This window comes from Exiguobacterium sp. s129, from assembly GCF_018617585.1.
Classification (GTDB): domain Bacteria; phylum Bacillota; class Bacilli; order Exiguobacteriales; family Exiguobacteriaceae; genus Exiguobacterium; species Exiguobacterium aestuarii_A.
On the sequence record NZ_JACSKL010000009.1, the window covers coordinates 34476 to 49231 of the forward strand.

The 14756-nt window shown below is 45.4% G+C and carries 19 protein-coding genes; 15 read left to right on the forward strand and 4 right to left on the reverse strand.

The annotated features are described in order from the left end of the window. Positions 1–8: 8 nt before the first annotated feature. The 5 genes from KNO92_RS10740 to KNO92_RS10760 all read left to right on the forward strand — a co-directional run bounded on the left by KNO92_RS10740 (position 9) and on the right by KNO92_RS10760 (position 3713). On the forward strand, positions 9–800 hold the full coding sequence (locus KNO92_RS10740; protein ID WP_074034013.1) for an MBL fold metallo-hydrolase: 792 nt from the start codon (positions 9–11) through the stop codon (positions 798–800). Positions 801–851: 51 nt separating this feature from the next. Continuing rightward, positions 852–2111, forward strand: a complete 1260-nt coding sequence (locus KNO92_RS10745; RefSeq protein WP_214749535.1) for a S1C family serine protease — start codon at positions 852–854, stop codon at positions 2109–2111. Positions 2112–2148: 37 nt separating this feature from the next. Continuing rightward, positions 2149–2310, forward strand: coding sequence for a CxxH/CxxC protein (locus KNO92_RS10750; RefSeq protein ID WP_214696548.1), 162 nt, complete (start codon positions 2149–2151; stop codon positions 2308–2310). 83 nt (positions 2311–2393) lie between these two features. Next, positions 2394–2873, forward strand: a complete 480-nt coding sequence (rlmH, locus tag KNO92_RS10755; protein ID WP_214761228.1) for a 23S rRNA (pseudouridine(1915)-N(3))-methyltransferase RlmH — start codon at positions 2394–2396, stop codon at positions 2871–2873. Between the two features lie 72 nt (positions 2874–2945). After that, positions 2946–3713, forward strand: coding sequence for a hypothetical protein (locus KNO92_RS10760; RefSeq protein ID WP_214761230.1), 768 nt, complete (start codon positions 2946–2948; stop codon positions 3711–3713). Between the two features lie 317 nt (positions 3714–4030). Here KNO92_RS10760 and KNO92_RS10765 read toward each other — a convergent pair whose 3' ends face one another. Next, positions 4031–4609 (reverse strand): NAD(P)H-dependent oxidoreductase, encoded by a 579-nt coding sequence (locus KNO92_RS10765; RefSeq protein WP_214761232.1) that lies wholly within the window; start codon positions 4607–4609, stop codon positions 4031–4033. A 169-nt stretch (positions 4610–4778) separates the two neighbouring features. On the opposite strand from KNO92_RS10765, the gene KNO92_RS10770 reads away from it, so the two are divergent. From KNO92_RS10770 to KNO92_RS10800, 7 genes are all read left to right on the forward strand, one after another. After that, positions 4779–5321 carry a TetR/AcrR family transcriptional regulator gene (locus KNO92_RS10770; protein WP_214761234.1) on the forward strand — a complete coding sequence of 181 codons (543 nt, stop codon included), beginning with the start codon at positions 4779–4781 and terminating at the stop codon, positions 5319–5321. Between the two features lie 90 nt (positions 5322–5411). Next, positions 5412–5966 carry a GNAT family N-acetyltransferase gene (locus tag KNO92_RS10775; RefSeq protein ID WP_214761236.1) on the forward strand — a complete coding sequence of 185 codons (555 nt, stop codon included), beginning with the start codon at positions 5412–5414 and terminating at the stop codon, positions 5964–5966. A gap of 171 nt (positions 5967–6137) precedes the next feature. Next, on the forward strand, positions 6138–6383 hold the full coding sequence (locus KNO92_RS10780; protein WP_214761238.1) for an acyl carrier protein: 246 nt from the start codon (positions 6138–6140) through the stop codon (positions 6381–6383). After that, positions 6380–7786, forward strand: a complete 1407-nt coding sequence (locus KNO92_RS10785) for an AMP-binding protein (RefSeq protein WP_214761241.1) — start codon at positions 6380–6382, stop codon at positions 7784–7786. Before KNO92_RS10780 ends, KNO92_RS10785 begins: the two co-directional genes overlap by 4 nt. 49 nt (positions 7787–7835) lie before the next feature. Beyond that, the gene (locus KNO92_RS10790) at positions 7836–9287 is read left to right on the forward strand and encodes an MBOAT family O-acyltransferase (protein WP_214761244.1); all 1452 of its coding nucleotides are present in this window, start codon (positions 7836–7838) and stop codon (positions 9285–9287) included. 21 nt (positions 9288–9308) lie between these two features. Then, positions 9309–10214 carry a hypothetical protein gene (locus KNO92_RS10795; protein ID WP_214761246.1) on the forward strand — a complete coding sequence of 302 codons (906 nt, stop codon included), beginning with the start codon at positions 9309–9311 and terminating at the stop codon, positions 10212–10214. Between the two features lie 72 nt (positions 10215–10286). Next, entirely contained in the window at positions 10287–11003 is a 717-nt protein-coding gene (locus KNO92_RS10800) for an alpha/beta fold hydrolase (protein ID WP_214761249.1), read from the forward strand. A 56-nt stretch (positions 11004–11059) separates the two neighbouring features. On the opposite strand, the gene KNO92_RS10805 is transcribed toward KNO92_RS10800, so the two are convergent. Then, positions 11060–11317, reverse strand: coding sequence for a hypothetical protein (locus KNO92_RS10805; protein WP_214761251.1), 258 nt, complete (start codon positions 11315–11317; stop codon positions 11060–11062). A 72-nt stretch (positions 11318–11389) separates the two neighbouring features. On the opposite strand from KNO92_RS10805, the gene KNO92_RS10810 reads away from it, so the two are divergent. Further along, the gene (locus KNO92_RS10810; protein ID WP_214761332.1) at positions 11390–11884 is read left to right on the forward strand and encodes a peptide-methionine (S)-S-oxide reductase; all 495 of its coding nucleotides are present in this window, start codon (positions 11390–11392) and stop codon (positions 11882–11884) included. Positions 11885–11903: 19 nt separating this feature from the next. Here the strand turns inward: KNO92_RS10810 and KNO92_RS10815 are convergent, their stop codons facing one another. Together KNO92_RS10815 and KNO92_RS10820 are read right to left on the reverse strand one after the other, a co-directional pair. Then, positions 11904–12146, reverse strand: coding sequence for a hypothetical protein (locus KNO92_RS10815; protein ID WP_214761253.1), 243 nt, complete (start codon positions 12144–12146; stop codon positions 11904–11906). 19 nt (positions 12147–12165) lie between these two features. Further along, positions 12166–12798 carry an HNH endonuclease family protein gene (locus KNO92_RS10820; protein ID WP_214761255.1) on the reverse strand — a complete coding sequence of 211 codons (633 nt, stop codon included), beginning with the start codon at positions 12796–12798 and terminating at the stop codon, positions 12166–12168. Positions 12799–13079: 281 nt separating this feature from the next. On the opposite strand from KNO92_RS10820, the gene KNO92_RS10825 reads away from it, so the two are divergent. Together KNO92_RS10825 and KNO92_RS10830 are read left to right on the forward strand one after the other, a co-directional pair. Beyond that, positions 13080–14273 (forward strand): DUF4317 domain-containing protein, encoded by a 1194-nt coding sequence (locus KNO92_RS10825; RefSeq protein WP_214761256.1) that lies wholly within the window; start codon positions 13080–13082, stop codon positions 14271–14273. Positions 14274–14287: 14 nt separating this feature from the next. Further along, entirely contained in the window at positions 14288–14716 is a 429-nt protein-coding gene (locus KNO92_RS10830) for a hypothetical protein (protein ID WP_214696589.1), read from the forward strand. Positions 14717–14756 lie beyond the last annotated feature (40 nt).

Genomic DNA, 14756 nt, shown 5'->3' on the forward strand with positions numbered 1-14756 from the left:
GTGATGGTGTGAGTTTACAGTATAGTGTGTTAGCGAGCGGATCGACCGGGAACGCCCTCTATATCGAGACGGAACGGACAAAGCTGCTCGTCGATGCCGGATTGACCGGGAAAGCGATGCAACAACGCATCGAAGCGATCGGTCGGTCGTTTGATGGGATCGATGCACTGCTCGTCACCCATGAGCACTCCGACCATATTAAAGGAGTAGGGATATTAGCACGAAAGTATAACTTACCGATTTATGCGAATGCGAAGACGTGGGCGGCGATGGAATCACTCATCGGAAAGATTGACCCAGCGTTGAAGTTTCATATCGAGGTCGGGGACATCAAGCAGTTCGGTGATATTGAGATTGAAACGTTCAACGTCAGTCACGATGCGGCGGACCCGATGTTTTATCAGTTTGCCCACGACGGGAAACGCTTGGCCCATATCACGGATACGGGCTACGTCTCAGACCGGATGAAAGGGGTCATTCGTGGGGCTGACGACTTTATCTTCGAGTCAAACCATGACGTCTCGATGCTGCAGATGGGACGTTACCCGTGGAGCGTCAAACGACGCATCCTTGGGGACTACGGCCACGTCTCGAATGAGGATGCGGCGATTGCGATGAGTGAGGTCATCGGTGACCGAACGAAACGGATTTATTTGGCGCACTTAAGCAAGGACAACAACATGAAAGAGCTCGCGCAAATGAGCGTCTCGCAAACACTCGGCATGCGGGACGTCGACTTAGGTCGAATCAAATTGTGCGATACGGACCCGACAATCCCCACTTCGCTCGTTTCTTTATAAGGAAACTTGGGAAAAGACAGTTATCACACTGTCTTGAAGGGGGGACGCGTCGTGAACGAAGAGAGACACCATGAGTATGAACCTCAAGACGTCGAACCTGAAGTACACGAAGCAACAGAAGAAAAACCGACGTATCCGTCTCGGAGCGAATGGCGTCCGAAGCAAGAGGAGCACGTACGCCACAAGCCGAGACCGAATATAAAACCGTTGTTACTCGGAGGGGTTGGCGGATTCTTAGGAGCGGCTTTGTTTTTTGTCACAGTGATGCTCTGGGATTCGCCGACCTCTCGTTTTGTGACGAACGAACTGACGCGGACCGAGCAAGCCGTGACCGTCACCGAATCCGACGTCACGACCGCTGTCCTCGGGGCGAAAACATCCGTTGTCAGTATTACGAACATTCAGCGGGCCTTCACCTCAGACTCGCAGTGGGAGGCGGGCGCAGGATCTGGCGTCATTTATAAAGTGGAAGGGAACACGGCGTATATCGTCACGAACTTCCACGTCATCGAAGAAGCGGATGAAATCAACATCGCCTTTTCCGACGGTCAGATCGCGTCGGCAACGATTCTCGGTGAAGACCCGCTCAATGATTTGGCGGTCGCAGAAGTGGAGTTGCCGGATAACATCGATGCGAAACCGATTGTGCTTGGCGATTCTACCGTGCTACAGGCCGGTGAGACCGTCATGGCCATCGGAAATCCGCTCGGTGTCTTCTCAAACTCGGTCACCCGTGGTATCGTCAGTGGTGTCGAGCGGACGGTGCCGGTCGATACGAATAGCGACGGCTTGATGGATTACAACGCAGAAGTCATCCAGACCGATGCGGCCATCAACCCAGGGAACTCGGGCGGTGCTCTCATCAATATTCGTGGAGAGCTCGTCGGAATCAATTCGATGAAAATCGCCGAAGCGAGCGTAGAAGGGGTCGGTTTCTCGATTCCGGTGAACGTGGCGCTGCCGGTCATTGACATGTTAGAACGTGATGGGAAAGTGACACGAGCACAGCTCGGGGTCACAATTCAAGAAGTCATTGCGGTACCTGGTAACGTCCGGGAAGAGTATGGCATCTCATTCGATCAAGAAGACGGTGTCTTCGTTGAAGAAGTGACACCAGGTAGTCCGGCTGAAGAAGCGGGACTTCGCGTCGGCGATATCATCACGCAAATCGGAGATCGGGAGATTAAACGATACGTCGATTTACGCGATGCACTCTATCGAGATGCAACAGTCGGTGATACGATTACGATTGAGTATTTACGTCGCGGTGAAACGAGAGAAACCGAGGCGACGTTAACTGAAGCAACTTAAAGAAGCGGCGACGCTTCTTTTTTAAGGAGGAAAAACTGTGGAAAAAAAAGTATGCAAGGAACATGTTGAAATCGCTTTAGACATCATTGTGGATGAAACAGGGGAGTACCCGTTGTTAGAGGAATTATCCACAAGTGAACAAGTGACATGTGAGTTCTGTGAAGCCGACGCAACATATGTTGTGTCAAGCAAAAACTAATTATCAACATGTGGATTTGTGGATAACTCTGTGGATAACCCTATGGATAACTCCAAAAAAACTGTGGAAAAAGGAAGAATTGGATGAATATTTCAATTATCACGGTCGGCAAACTGAAAGAAAAATATTTAAAGCAAGGAATTGCCGAGTACACAAAACGGCTCTCTGCCTACGCAAAAGTGCAGGAAATCGAGGTCTCAGACGAAAAAGCACCCGAGAATTTAAGTGAGGCAGATATGTTATTAGTAAAACAAAAGGAAGGCGAGCGGATTTTAGCGAAGATATCCCCAGACACGCACGTCATCGCGTTGGCCATTCAAGGGAAGCAGCGGACGAGTGAAGCGTTCGCACGTGAACTCGATCAACTCGCGACGTATGGAAAGAGTAAAATCGCCTTCGTCATCGGAGGGTCGCTCGGTCTGTCGGAAGATGTGATGAAACGAGCGGACGATACGATCTCGTTCTCGAAGATGACGTTCCCCCATCAACTCATGAAGCTCGTATTGTGTGAACAGATTTATCGGGCGTATCGGATTAATCGTAATGAACCGTATCATAAATAAATATTTTCAAAGAGTCATGTAGAACATTGTTTTATACTTGTTCTAGATGACTTTTTTTAGGAGTTGAATCATATGGGTGTTTGGGGAGTAGCAATTTTATCGAATGATCTTGCCGAAGATATTCGGTTTATATACAAAGATTTACTAGGGGACGGCTATTCGAATGAACAAGCGAGTGAAAAGGTCATTCAAGAGTACGTAGATGAATTAGATACTGAAGAAATGACACTGTTTTGGCTTTCCTTTGCACTTATTCAATGGAAGCTAGGACGATTACAAGATCACGTAAAACAAAATGCTGTAGAGATTATTGACAGTGGAATCGAGCTAGAAAATTGGAACGATGATTTAAAGTTAAAGAAGAAAAGAGAGGCCGTTCTTCTTAAGTTAAAACATCAATTGAATCAGCCTCAGCCCCTGGCTAAAAAGATTCCTAAGCGCTTTGTAGCGGATACGACGTTTAAATCAGGAGACATTGTCAGTTTTCAGATGGACTCTTCCGAATATATCCTGTTAAAAGTGATTGATATTATTGAGCAATGGACACGTGATCGGTACCCGATTTTTGAGATATACGATTGGCAGGGAAAAGAAATTCCTTCATTAGAGGAAATCAGAACATTGAGATTAAAGACCGGATATTATGATGACGATGAGGACATGCCTCGAAAAATTGCCGTGTATCAGTCTGGTAAAAGGGATCCATTCGTCAAGCGGGCTAGTCTCGTTGCTGAAGGTTTTCCTGTAACGAGTGATACAGAACCACCTTACACCTTATTATCTTGGAAAGGTCTGAATGCGTTTATTTGTGATATGCATCTAAATGGAAATGAAACTTGACTATGTAAAATGCATTGAGGAAATAGAGTGATAACCAAATGCTAATTTCACCATAAATCCTCTTGAAAGGAATGACTTGAAGAAAGACTATCTCCAATTGAATTGCAATTAGTGGAGGGTGGTACAGGATTCACAAACCTTTCAATGGTCAAACTTTACAATGAAGCAAATGAATTTGACAAAAGTGAAGAACGTGACTATCCATGAAAAGTATCTAAGTTTGACCTCAAATTTATGTTGTTAATCTGGTTATTAATAAAAAAATTTGAGGTCATAGATGATATATAACCTACAAAAAGTTGATAGTGTACTACAGATTACACTAAGATACTCTTCGCTACTTTATCTAAAAATTTCTTTCTTCGACGATCTTTCCCGCTACTCGTAAATGAGCTGTTCACCCATTTCACATTTTTAAGTCCAATTCCTTTAAATGTTCCGCGAATAAGAGTCCCCTTAATGGGGTTCCCGGCTAAAAATCTTAAATACCACGTAGGCACTTCCGAAGTGGTAATGACAGTAGTCTTCTTTATATGAGTGAGTAATCCTTTCAATCCGGTAGATTCCTCTACATAGGCATAATTTTTCAACATAACCTTGTCAAAAAAGCCTTTTAAAATAGCTGGTACATCAAACCACCAAACAGGAAAAATAAAAACTAATTCATCGCTATCGCTCAGCATCTTCTGATATTGGTTCACTAGTTGATCTCGAGATTGACCTTTCGAATAAAGAGATAAATCCGATTCATTTAAAACAGGATTAAATTGATCTTTATTTAAGTCAATGATTTGGTAGTCTTTTTTCTTGAGTACTAATTGTTCGATTGTTGTATCCATGATGGATTTATTGAAACTGCCATGCCATGGATGAGCCAAAATAATCGTTGTTTTCATAAGTGATCCTCCTAGTATGATTAGAATTTGAATAAATTTGAGCATTTGATATTATTTAAACAATTGCTCAAATAATATACCTGCAATATAATGTTAGTGTAGACATTGCGTCAATAAGTATTGAGGTATTCATACAAATCTCTCATTCTGTACAAATTAAGGAGTACTTATGCTAAAGCAAAAACCTATAAATACGAATTCTAAGAGGTCAATCAATCTTTTAGTGGATACTATGTTGGAATTAATGCGTCGAACGAACTTTACGAGTATTACGATATCAGAACTTACTAAAACTGCTGGATTGGCGCGAAATACATTTTATGCTCATTTTGATACGAAAGAGGATGTACTCACCTATCACATGTATGAAATATTTAGGCAGAGAATTCAACTTGCATTAACAGAAGCGGGACAGGAGCAGCTTGATTTCGATACGTTATATTTTAAGATATGGAGTGACAACCTCGAATTCTTGAATCTCTTAAAAGAAAATGATTTACTTCCGCTTTTGAACCGCTTTGAGGAACATTTCGATTTACTTTGTACGGATTTTCAAATTTATGAGAATTGCAACGTGTCCGAAAAAGCGGAAGTGTATGCGAATGCGGTATACGCAGATTCATTAGCCAGTATTGTGAAAAGGTGGATGAAGACCGGTATGAAAGAAACACCACAAGAGTTAAGTGACATTTTTAAAGAATTCATTCGGTGAACATTTTTTTAGTTTGCTTGGAATCGAAGTAGGAAATGAAGTCACATATTCGGTTTTTTAAATAACTGATCAAAATAATAGGAGAGTTTTATGAATCACACCATCAGTCTTCTAACAAATCAAATCGCTCCCGATTTTTTAACAACCTTTGAACGTTTTCAGGAAACGCATCGTATCTATGCCGTGGCTTCAAATGGTGAGCTTTATCAAAAAGACGAGCACTACATTGATGAATGGGATGACGTGAAAAAACAACAGGTCATTGAGATTCTCAACTACTACATCGACCGTGGCGGCGTTGTTGTGGCAATCCAGAAAGGCGAGACGCTGCTCGGCTTTGCCGGACTGGATGGACAACCGCTCGGAACGGAAGGTCAGTATTTGAATTTGGGCTTCATTCATGTGAGTCGTCCTAATCGTGGACAGGGGATTGGTAAAGTGTTATTTGAACAGGTCTGTCAGGCAGCGGTCGAACGAGGTGCGAAGAAACTCTACATCGGAGCGAACCCGGCTGTCGATACATATCATTTCTATGAAGCGATGGGATGCATAGTAGCCGAAGAAATCGTGCCAGAAATCTATAAAGAAGAACCACTCGATTTGCAACTCGAATATGTTTTATCGTCTCCTGAGACCACATCGTAACGATGTGGTCTTTTTCATGCATAAATCGCTCAACTCCAAGTTTTTTCTCCTATGAAGAATTGACCGATTTCGAAAAATTGTGATAGAATCACAAGGCAAATGATTATCATTATCAGTCAAAAATAATAGATGAAATCGAACCGTTGGAGTGAATGTGAAAGGATGAATACAATGAGCACGCTTGAAGCATATAACATGGCATTTAAAAACGGATTGGAATTAGAGGACGATGTGGTTCTCGAAGACATGAAGCTCGGAGAATCGACGGAATGGGATTCGATTGGACATATGACGCTGATCGCAGAAATCGAGGATGCGTTTGACGTCTATATCGACTCGGATGAAATGACGGAGTTCCATTCGTATCAGTCTGGCATCGTGTTGCTGCAGCGCCTCGGTGTGGACATTCGGTCATGACGCTTTTTCAAACACTCGAGCAATACACGGATCGTGAGGCGGTCTATGCGGACCGTTCTTACACATACGGCGGGATGTTGGAGGTCGGCGACTCGATTTGTCAGGAAGTCGGCGAACGGTCGCTTGTCTTCTGTCTATGTGCCAACCGGGTCGAGTCGCTCTTCGGCTATGTCGGTTTCATTCGGGGACGCGTCGTACCCGTCTTATTAGACGCGGATATCCCAGCCGAGCAATTACTGAAGCTGATGGCACTGTATGAACCGACGCACGTATGGGCACCGGAGTCGAGAGACGATTTGGCGAACTCGTTGGATGCTTACTATGGTTACGGTGGTTACGCCTTGTTTGAAACAGGAGCAACAGTTCACCATGAACTTCATGAAGAGTTGGCCCTTCTGTTGACGACTTCAGGGAGTACCGGAAGTCCGAAATTGGTCCGTCTCACGTATAACAATCTATCAGCAAACGCCACATCGATCATCGACTATCTCGACATCGATCAGACGGATAAACCGATTACGACCCTTCCGATGAACTATTCGTATGGGCTCTCGATTATCAACAGTCATCTGTTGAAAGGGGCGACCATCATCCTAACAGACCGTTCGATCGTTCAAAAAGAGTTTTGGGAGTTGTGTCGTGTTGAGCAGGCGACGACGTTTAGTGGCGTACCGTTTCATTACGAGATGTTAAAACGTTTGAAATTTGAGGCGTATGATTTGCCAAGTTTGAAGAAGTTGACGCAAGCGGGTGGAAAGTTGGACCCAACGCTCGCCCATCACTTCGCGACGGTGTGTGAAGAAAAAGGGATTCAATTTTTCATCATGTACGGCCAAACGGAGGCGACGGCTCGGATGTCGTATTTACCGGATCGGATGCATGCGAAAAAAGCAGGAAGTATCGGAATCGCCATCCCTGGTGGAACACTCTCGTTACGAGATGAAGCCGGGAACGACATCAAAGATGCGAACGTGACGGGCGAATTAGTATATCAAGGCGACAATGTGTCGTTCGGATACGCGACCTCGTTAGCTGACCTTGCGAAAGGTGACGACAATCAAGGTGTCTTACGTACGGGTGACATGGCGTATCGCGACGAGGATGGGTATTTCTTCATCGTCGGCCGCATCAAGCGCATGATTAAACTATATGGAAGTCGAATCAGCCTGGACGAAGTCGAGGCCCTCCTTCGAGAGCACGGACATGACTGTGTCTGTGCCGGGGAAGACGACCAATTATACGTGTATACGTTGCAAGATGACGTCGCACGCATTCAAAAAATCATCAAAGAACAAATCAAGGTGAAAGGTGTTCGGGTGATGCAGATTGACGAGATTCCACGTAATTCGTTCGGAAAGATTCGTTATGCCGCATTGCCGAAGCGAGAACTTGTGACCACCTGATTGTCAGGAATCGGTACATCGTCAAGTTTCATAACATCAGGTGGTAAATATGACTTTTATTTCGATTGAATTTCTCTTATTTTTAACAATCATCGTTGGAACCTATTACGTGGTCCCACATCGATTCCGATGGGTGCTCCTCCTCTTAGCGAGTTATGTCTTTTACGCTACGTTGAGCGTTCAATTCATTCCGCTCCTGTTGATCAGTACCGCCTTCACTTATGTGATTGGGATTCTGATTGAGAAGCAGGAAAAGAAAGAACAGAAGAAACGGCTCATGTGGGTCGGTGTCTCCGTTCTCGTCTTCTTCCTCGGATGGTTCAAATATTTTAATTTCGTCAATGATTCGCTCCGTTCGTTCGCCGCATGGAGCGGATTTGATTATGACGTCCCGTATAAAGAAATCGTGTTGCCGTTGGCCATCTCGTTTTATACGTTCCAAGCCATCAGTTATGTCGTGGACGTCTCGCGAGGGAAGCAAAAAGCAGAGCGTCATTACGGCTATTTCTCGGTCTATTTCGCCTTCTTCCCGCAACTTGTGGCGGGTCCGATTGAGCGGGCGAAAAAGCTGCTTCCGCAACTGAAGACGGAGCAACATCTCGACTACGACAATATCAGTTATGGGATACAGCGCATCATTTGGGGATTCTTCAAGAAGACGTTGATTGCTGACCGATTGGCTCCGATTGTCGCAAGTGTATTCAACAGTCCAGATCCGACTGGTTCAGAGATTGTGCTCGCGACGATGTTGTTCTCGATTCAACTGTTCGCCGATTTCTCGGCGTGTAGTGATATCGCCATCGGTTGTGCACGATTGCTCGGAATTCGATTATCGGAGAACTTCAAACAGCCACACTTTGCCGTATCGATTGCCGACTTCTGGAACCGCTGGCACATCACATTTTCGATGTGGTTGCGAGATTACATCTTCATGCCGCTCGCGAAAGGGAAGAAGAAGCGCGAGCAGATTTATGGTGCCATCCTTGCGACTTTCTTAGTGAGTGGAATCTGGCACGGTGCCGCGTGGAATTTCGTCTTATGGGGACTCATTCATGGAATCTATCGCGTGTTCGGAGACCATACGAAGCAACAACGCGAAAAAATGGCGTCATGGGTTGGGTTTGACCGCGTGCCGACACTGCATCGTTGGTGGAAAATCGCCATCACGTTCCAGCTCGTCTGCTTCTCGCGCGTATTCTTTCAATCGCATTCGATGGCAGAGGCATTCTCGCATGCCAAACTGTACGTGACACCCTCTTCATGGGCACCGTCAGGCATGATACAGGCGATTCAAATGTTCTCGTTGCTCGATTTAATCATCTTCCTCGTCGTCTTTGTCGTCGTTCACTTGTTCCAACATATTGAACGGACGAAAGGTTCGGCTTGGGATTGGATGGCACGTCAGTCTGCCGTGACGAGCGTGGCGATCAACTTGTTCTTGATTGTCTCGGCCTTCTTGTTTGGCGTGTCGGGCCAAGGATTTGTATACGGTGGGTTTTAAGATGCTCGGAAAGGAATTAGCATGAAACGTTTAGGAATTAAAATCGTCGTTGTGTTACTCGTGATTATCGCCATCTTTATTCCCGTCAACGAGTTCGTGAAAGACTCGTGGGAGTACAATAACAATCGGGCCGTCCTAGCGTTTAAAGAAGACCCTCATCCTGTCGATATCATCAATCTCGGAACGTCTCATGCGATGTATGGGTATTATTTTAAACCGACCGGATTGTCGCATCTCGACTTGGCGTTACCAAGTCAACCGATTGAATATGACTTAAAGATGTTGAAAGAATACGATAAACACTTGAAACCAGGTGGGGTCGTGATCGTGTCTTTATCTCAAATCACATTCAGCAACTCAGATGTCGGTCGGAAGGCGAATTACTATCGCGTCTTGGACCGTAAAGACATCGAGCCGGTCAGTCTGTTTCAATATTATACGCATGAGGAGTTCCCCGCATTGAATAGTGGCAGTGTTTATGCCGCGATTTCCCGGGAAATCCGAGATTTTCGGTTTGATGCGCATAAGCCATGGGAGAATGGTGGGCTGAACTACTCAGAGCGTAAGTATGAGGAAGTGGCCGCTCAATATGAGAATGCCGTGAACCATCATGAGATTGAAGAGAACATGTCGCATTTACAAGACATCATCGATTACTGTAAACGACAAGGGTATCATGTCGTCTTGGCGATGGAGCCGGTCCATGCGTCGTATCATACGTATTTTGATGAAGACGTCATGGAGCGCCTCGTGTTTCAGCATGTAGAGAAGTTGGATTTAGATGTCCCGTTCCTCAATTATATGGGGGATGAACGATTCATTCATGAGCAGTCATTCTTCCATAACCCGGACCATTTGAACGGTGATGGGCGGACGCTGTTGTCTACACTCGTTTATGAAGATTTGAAGCGGTTGGGGTATTTATAAATTGATGGGCAGCTGTCCATCAATTTTTTTATGCTTTATGATAGCGAAAGGGACGAAGTGAAGGGGGAAACCATGAACAATCAGCAAATGGTAAAAATCCATGACTGTGAGTTATATGTTGAGTATATTCAACAACATTCAAAGTCAGTGACAATTATCATGGATGCAGGATATGGCGATGATTCTACGACTTGGAGACAGGTGGCGGATGAAGTGTCGACATATGCCAATGTCCTTCTTTATGATCGGGCGGGTCTAGGCAAAAGCGGGACCAGTACGAATCGAAGAACAAGTAAGGAGATGGTTCGAGAATTGCACCAACTGATCAAACAGTTGGATATAGCATCTCCGTTCATTTTGGTCGGTCATTCGTTTGGAGGCGTCAATATGCAATTGTTCGCGTCTGAATATCGAGATGAGGTAATGGGTCTCGTGTTAGTAGACACGACACCGAGTGACTATCGAGAACGATTTCTTCCGACCATGTCACGAGAGTTTCAAAACGCATACTCCAAGCAATTTGTGCGGGAAGGGAACTATGATGAATTTATGGAAAGTTTGCACCAAGTGAAACAAGCAAATTTTGATCTTTCAATCCCGACAACAATCATATCAGCAGGAAAGAAAGACTTTTATTCCGCAGAAAATCAGAGGCTGTGGAATGTCTTACAAAAAGAAATGACGGGAATATCTTCAAATGCCACGTTTGTAATTGCGGAGCAGAGCGCACATTATATTCAAAGAGATGAGCCACATTTAATTGTAGAAGCAATTCGAAAGTTAATTTAAACACTTTTAAGTCATCCATAAACGATGGGAATTTATCGCGAGGCGAAGCTATATATTCAATCAAAAAGAATGCCTGCGAACGTCCATAGTATCACTAGCATCGACAGGAACGAGACGAATACCGTCTGATTCGATACCCGTTCCTCCGCAAAGCGTCGAAATAGTCTTTCGAGGATTGTTTGGCCAATGACGACCGCTATAAAGATGATCGCCATTTCAGCGAATAGAGAATAGTCGTTACGAAAAATAAAGATCATGGCAACAAAGAGGATGATGGAGCTGGTCAATGTGGTGAGAAAACGTTGTTTATTCAATCAAATCTCTCCCTTCTCTCATCATTACGTGTATGCTTTAGAAAAGATTCAAATAGACGGGGAGTGATTCACATCGAAACGATCTATTTAGCAGGCGGATGTCTATGGGGTGTCCAGGAGTTTGTGAAGACGTTACCGGGTGTCCTTTCAACTGAAGCAGGACGCGCGAACGGGACGACCGATACGTTAGACGGAGAGTATGACGGTTACGCAGAGTGTGTCAAAACTACGTTCGATCCGGACGTAGTGACGGTCGAAGATTTGATGCATTACTTGTTCGAAATCATTGATCCATACAGTGTCAACCAACAAGGGATGGATGTCGGGGAGAAGTATCGAACGGGCGTCTACAGCGAAGAGTCACGACATTTGATGGAGGCGCAAGCGTTTATTGATCGACGCGCGGATGCGGAACGAATCGCTGTTGAAGTCAAACCGCTCACAAACTATGTGCGAAGTGCTGACGAACACCAGGATCGCCTGACGCGTTGTCCGGATGATTATTGTCATATACCGAAAGATTTGTTAACGAAATATCGGAAAGACGAAACATCGCCAACCCCTTAATCCGGAGTTGGCGATGTTTTTACGTCCGCTCGAGAATGTTCACGAGCATTTGATGAACGACGTCATGGTCGTTTGTGTCATGCAGCTGATATGGACTCCCCGGGAGCGTGTACACATCTTTCGCTCCGACGTACGTGATGTGGAGTGTCAAGGAACCATCTTCCTGACACGCCGTCGTCAATTCCAAGTCACCACTGATGACACCGACTTCTTCCGTCATGACACCGTGGGTTGCCTTAAAGGTGGAAGTGAGTTTGTTCATGAATGACTCCTTTTCTGTCTCAATAAATACAAGCGTTGATGGCTGTCGTGAGTGCTGACTTCTCTGCTGATTGAAGGCTCAAGCCCCAACGACTCTTCGTCTCGACCCACATCTTCGCATATGCACAGCGAGCACCGGTGCGAGGTGGTTGCCATGTCGACGGGTCTTGGTCTCCTTTAGAGCGGTTCGATGAAGCGGAGACCGCGATTAACTGAGGACCGTTCAAGTCGTTCGCAAAGCTCTGGCGTTTTGTTGTCGTCCAGCTGCTTGCGCCAGAGCGCCACGCTTCAGCGAGCGGAACGACGTGGTCGATATCAATGTCAGATGCCGACGTGAACGTCAAACCGTCATAGTAACTGTACCATGAGCCGGTCGTTACCGGACATTGGTCGACGACCGAGTCAGCGTCCCGTTTCAAGACGATGTGACGCGTGTTACAACCACTTCCTTGACTCGACCAGTGCGGGAAGAGGTCCCGACTGTATCCTGTCATCGATCCTTCATTTTTGACAGTGAGCGCATTCAGTTTCGTGAGTGCGTCCGCTTTCGATGGGACATTCGGTGGGAATGCAGAGACCGGTGTCGCGTCAAATGACGCGGTCACCCAAACAAGCAATGTGACGAGTGCGACAGACATGAGTTTCTTCAACATAAAAAGCCTCCTACTATGTATTTGGAATGAACACTTGTCGAAGCAAGTGGGCAACCTTTCATCAACCAAAAAGTGAGACAAACATCACGCAATAAATTCAACTTGATCATACACAGGACGATTTTGAAAAAGTGTGAAAATCTGCAAAATGATTAGAAAGACTATTGCAAATCCTTCTCTAGCATTAGCGAGCGATCTCGTGTTATTTCTTTGGAACTAGTGAGCGATCAGGACTGGTATAATGAATGACATGGATTGAGAGAAAAGAAGAGGTGGATGGAATGAACAAGAAAGAGATTGCGGCGATTCGCCGACAGTTTAAAGTGAATGCGACGAAGCTGAAGATTGCTGACTTATATACGATTTACATCCGGCAGGAAACGAATGAGATTTACTACGAAGAGTTGCGTCCGTTCCCGTTCCTTGAAGAAGAACAGCAGGAACTGTTTTTGACGAACTTCAAAAAAGTGCTCGGTGGGAAACTTGATGAAAAGTTATTCGAAGTGAAGTTCCAATATCCTGAAGAAGGTCAAGTCGACCATACGCAAGGATTGCTCTATGAAGGACTTCGTACGGAAGAGACCGATGTCTGGACGGAATATATGCAGCGCATCGCGTTGAAGATGGTGAAAGACACGCCATTTGAAAAAGACATGGTCGTGACGTTCATCCGGGGGAATTACAATAAGCCGACGAACCGATATTCGGAAGAGTCTGAGATTCACGCGAACGATGAAGTGTATACGACGAAGTTCATCCTCGGCAGTATCAGCCCGACAGAACTTCCGAAAAAATCACTCGTCTTCGACTTCGTCGAGCGTGAATTCAAAGCCAGCTTGATTGTGAATCCAATCATCAAACTCGAAGCGCCAATCGGTGGCTTCTTGTTCCCATGCTTCACGGATAACGCGGCCGATGTGAATCATGTCCTCTACTCGGCACATAAAGCGCACCAACCGGATATGACGTTCATCGAGAACGTGCTGAACGGTTCGGAAATCGTCACGGCAGTGGAAGAGAAGGCGGTCTTCGAAGAAGTGGTTAAAGCGGTCATCGGAGAAGAAGTCAATTCCCGGACGCTCGCAACCGTTTATGATGAGATCAATCAAATCATTGTCGCTGAAGAAGAGAACGAACAGGAAGAAGAGCGGGTAGCGATGCTCGACTCCCGTGCGGTCGAGGTCGTCCTTCGGGCGAGCGGTGTTGAAGACGTGACGACAGAAAAAGTCGAGCAGGCGTTCAAACAAGTCGTGGATGACACGAAATATGAGATGAAAGCGACGAGCGTCGTTCCAAAATATACGTCGAAATCGATTAAAATCAATACGAAAGTGGCCAATATTTCTGTCAGTCCACAAGATTTAAAATATGTGAAGCAAGTGAACTATAAAGGGAAACCATGTTTGTTGATCGAAGTGGAAGAAGAGACAGAGATTGAAGGATTCAAGCTCATCACTGAAGAGTCGCTAGACTGATCGGAGGAAACGTAATGCATCCGCTTGAGTTGATTGATCTACTAATTGTGTTCGCCATCGTGGTTGTATTGGCTTTGCTGTCGTTTCAATTTCATGGGAAATGGCGAAGGCGTATACGGATTGTGACGGTATGTTGTGTATTGGCGTACGGAATATTCTATGCAGTTCGTCCTTATTGGGTGAATCAACAGGTGCAGGAAGAAAAAATAGTGCTCGAAGCGTATCTCAAGAATCGATATCCAACCGAAACGGTCACCGTCCGCTCTATTTCTTATGGGGAGGACGGATTTGAGAGTATGAATCCCCATACATTGTTCGCGAAATTTTCGACAGAACCGGATGCGGAGTACACATATCTCGTGAGTCGTGACGAATCGATTCATCAAACGAGCCACAGTTCAACCATCGACTCAAAATTTGATTTTCTTCACTTGGAAGACTGAGCCCGAACGACAGATTGGGCTCTTTTTTGACAATCGAGTG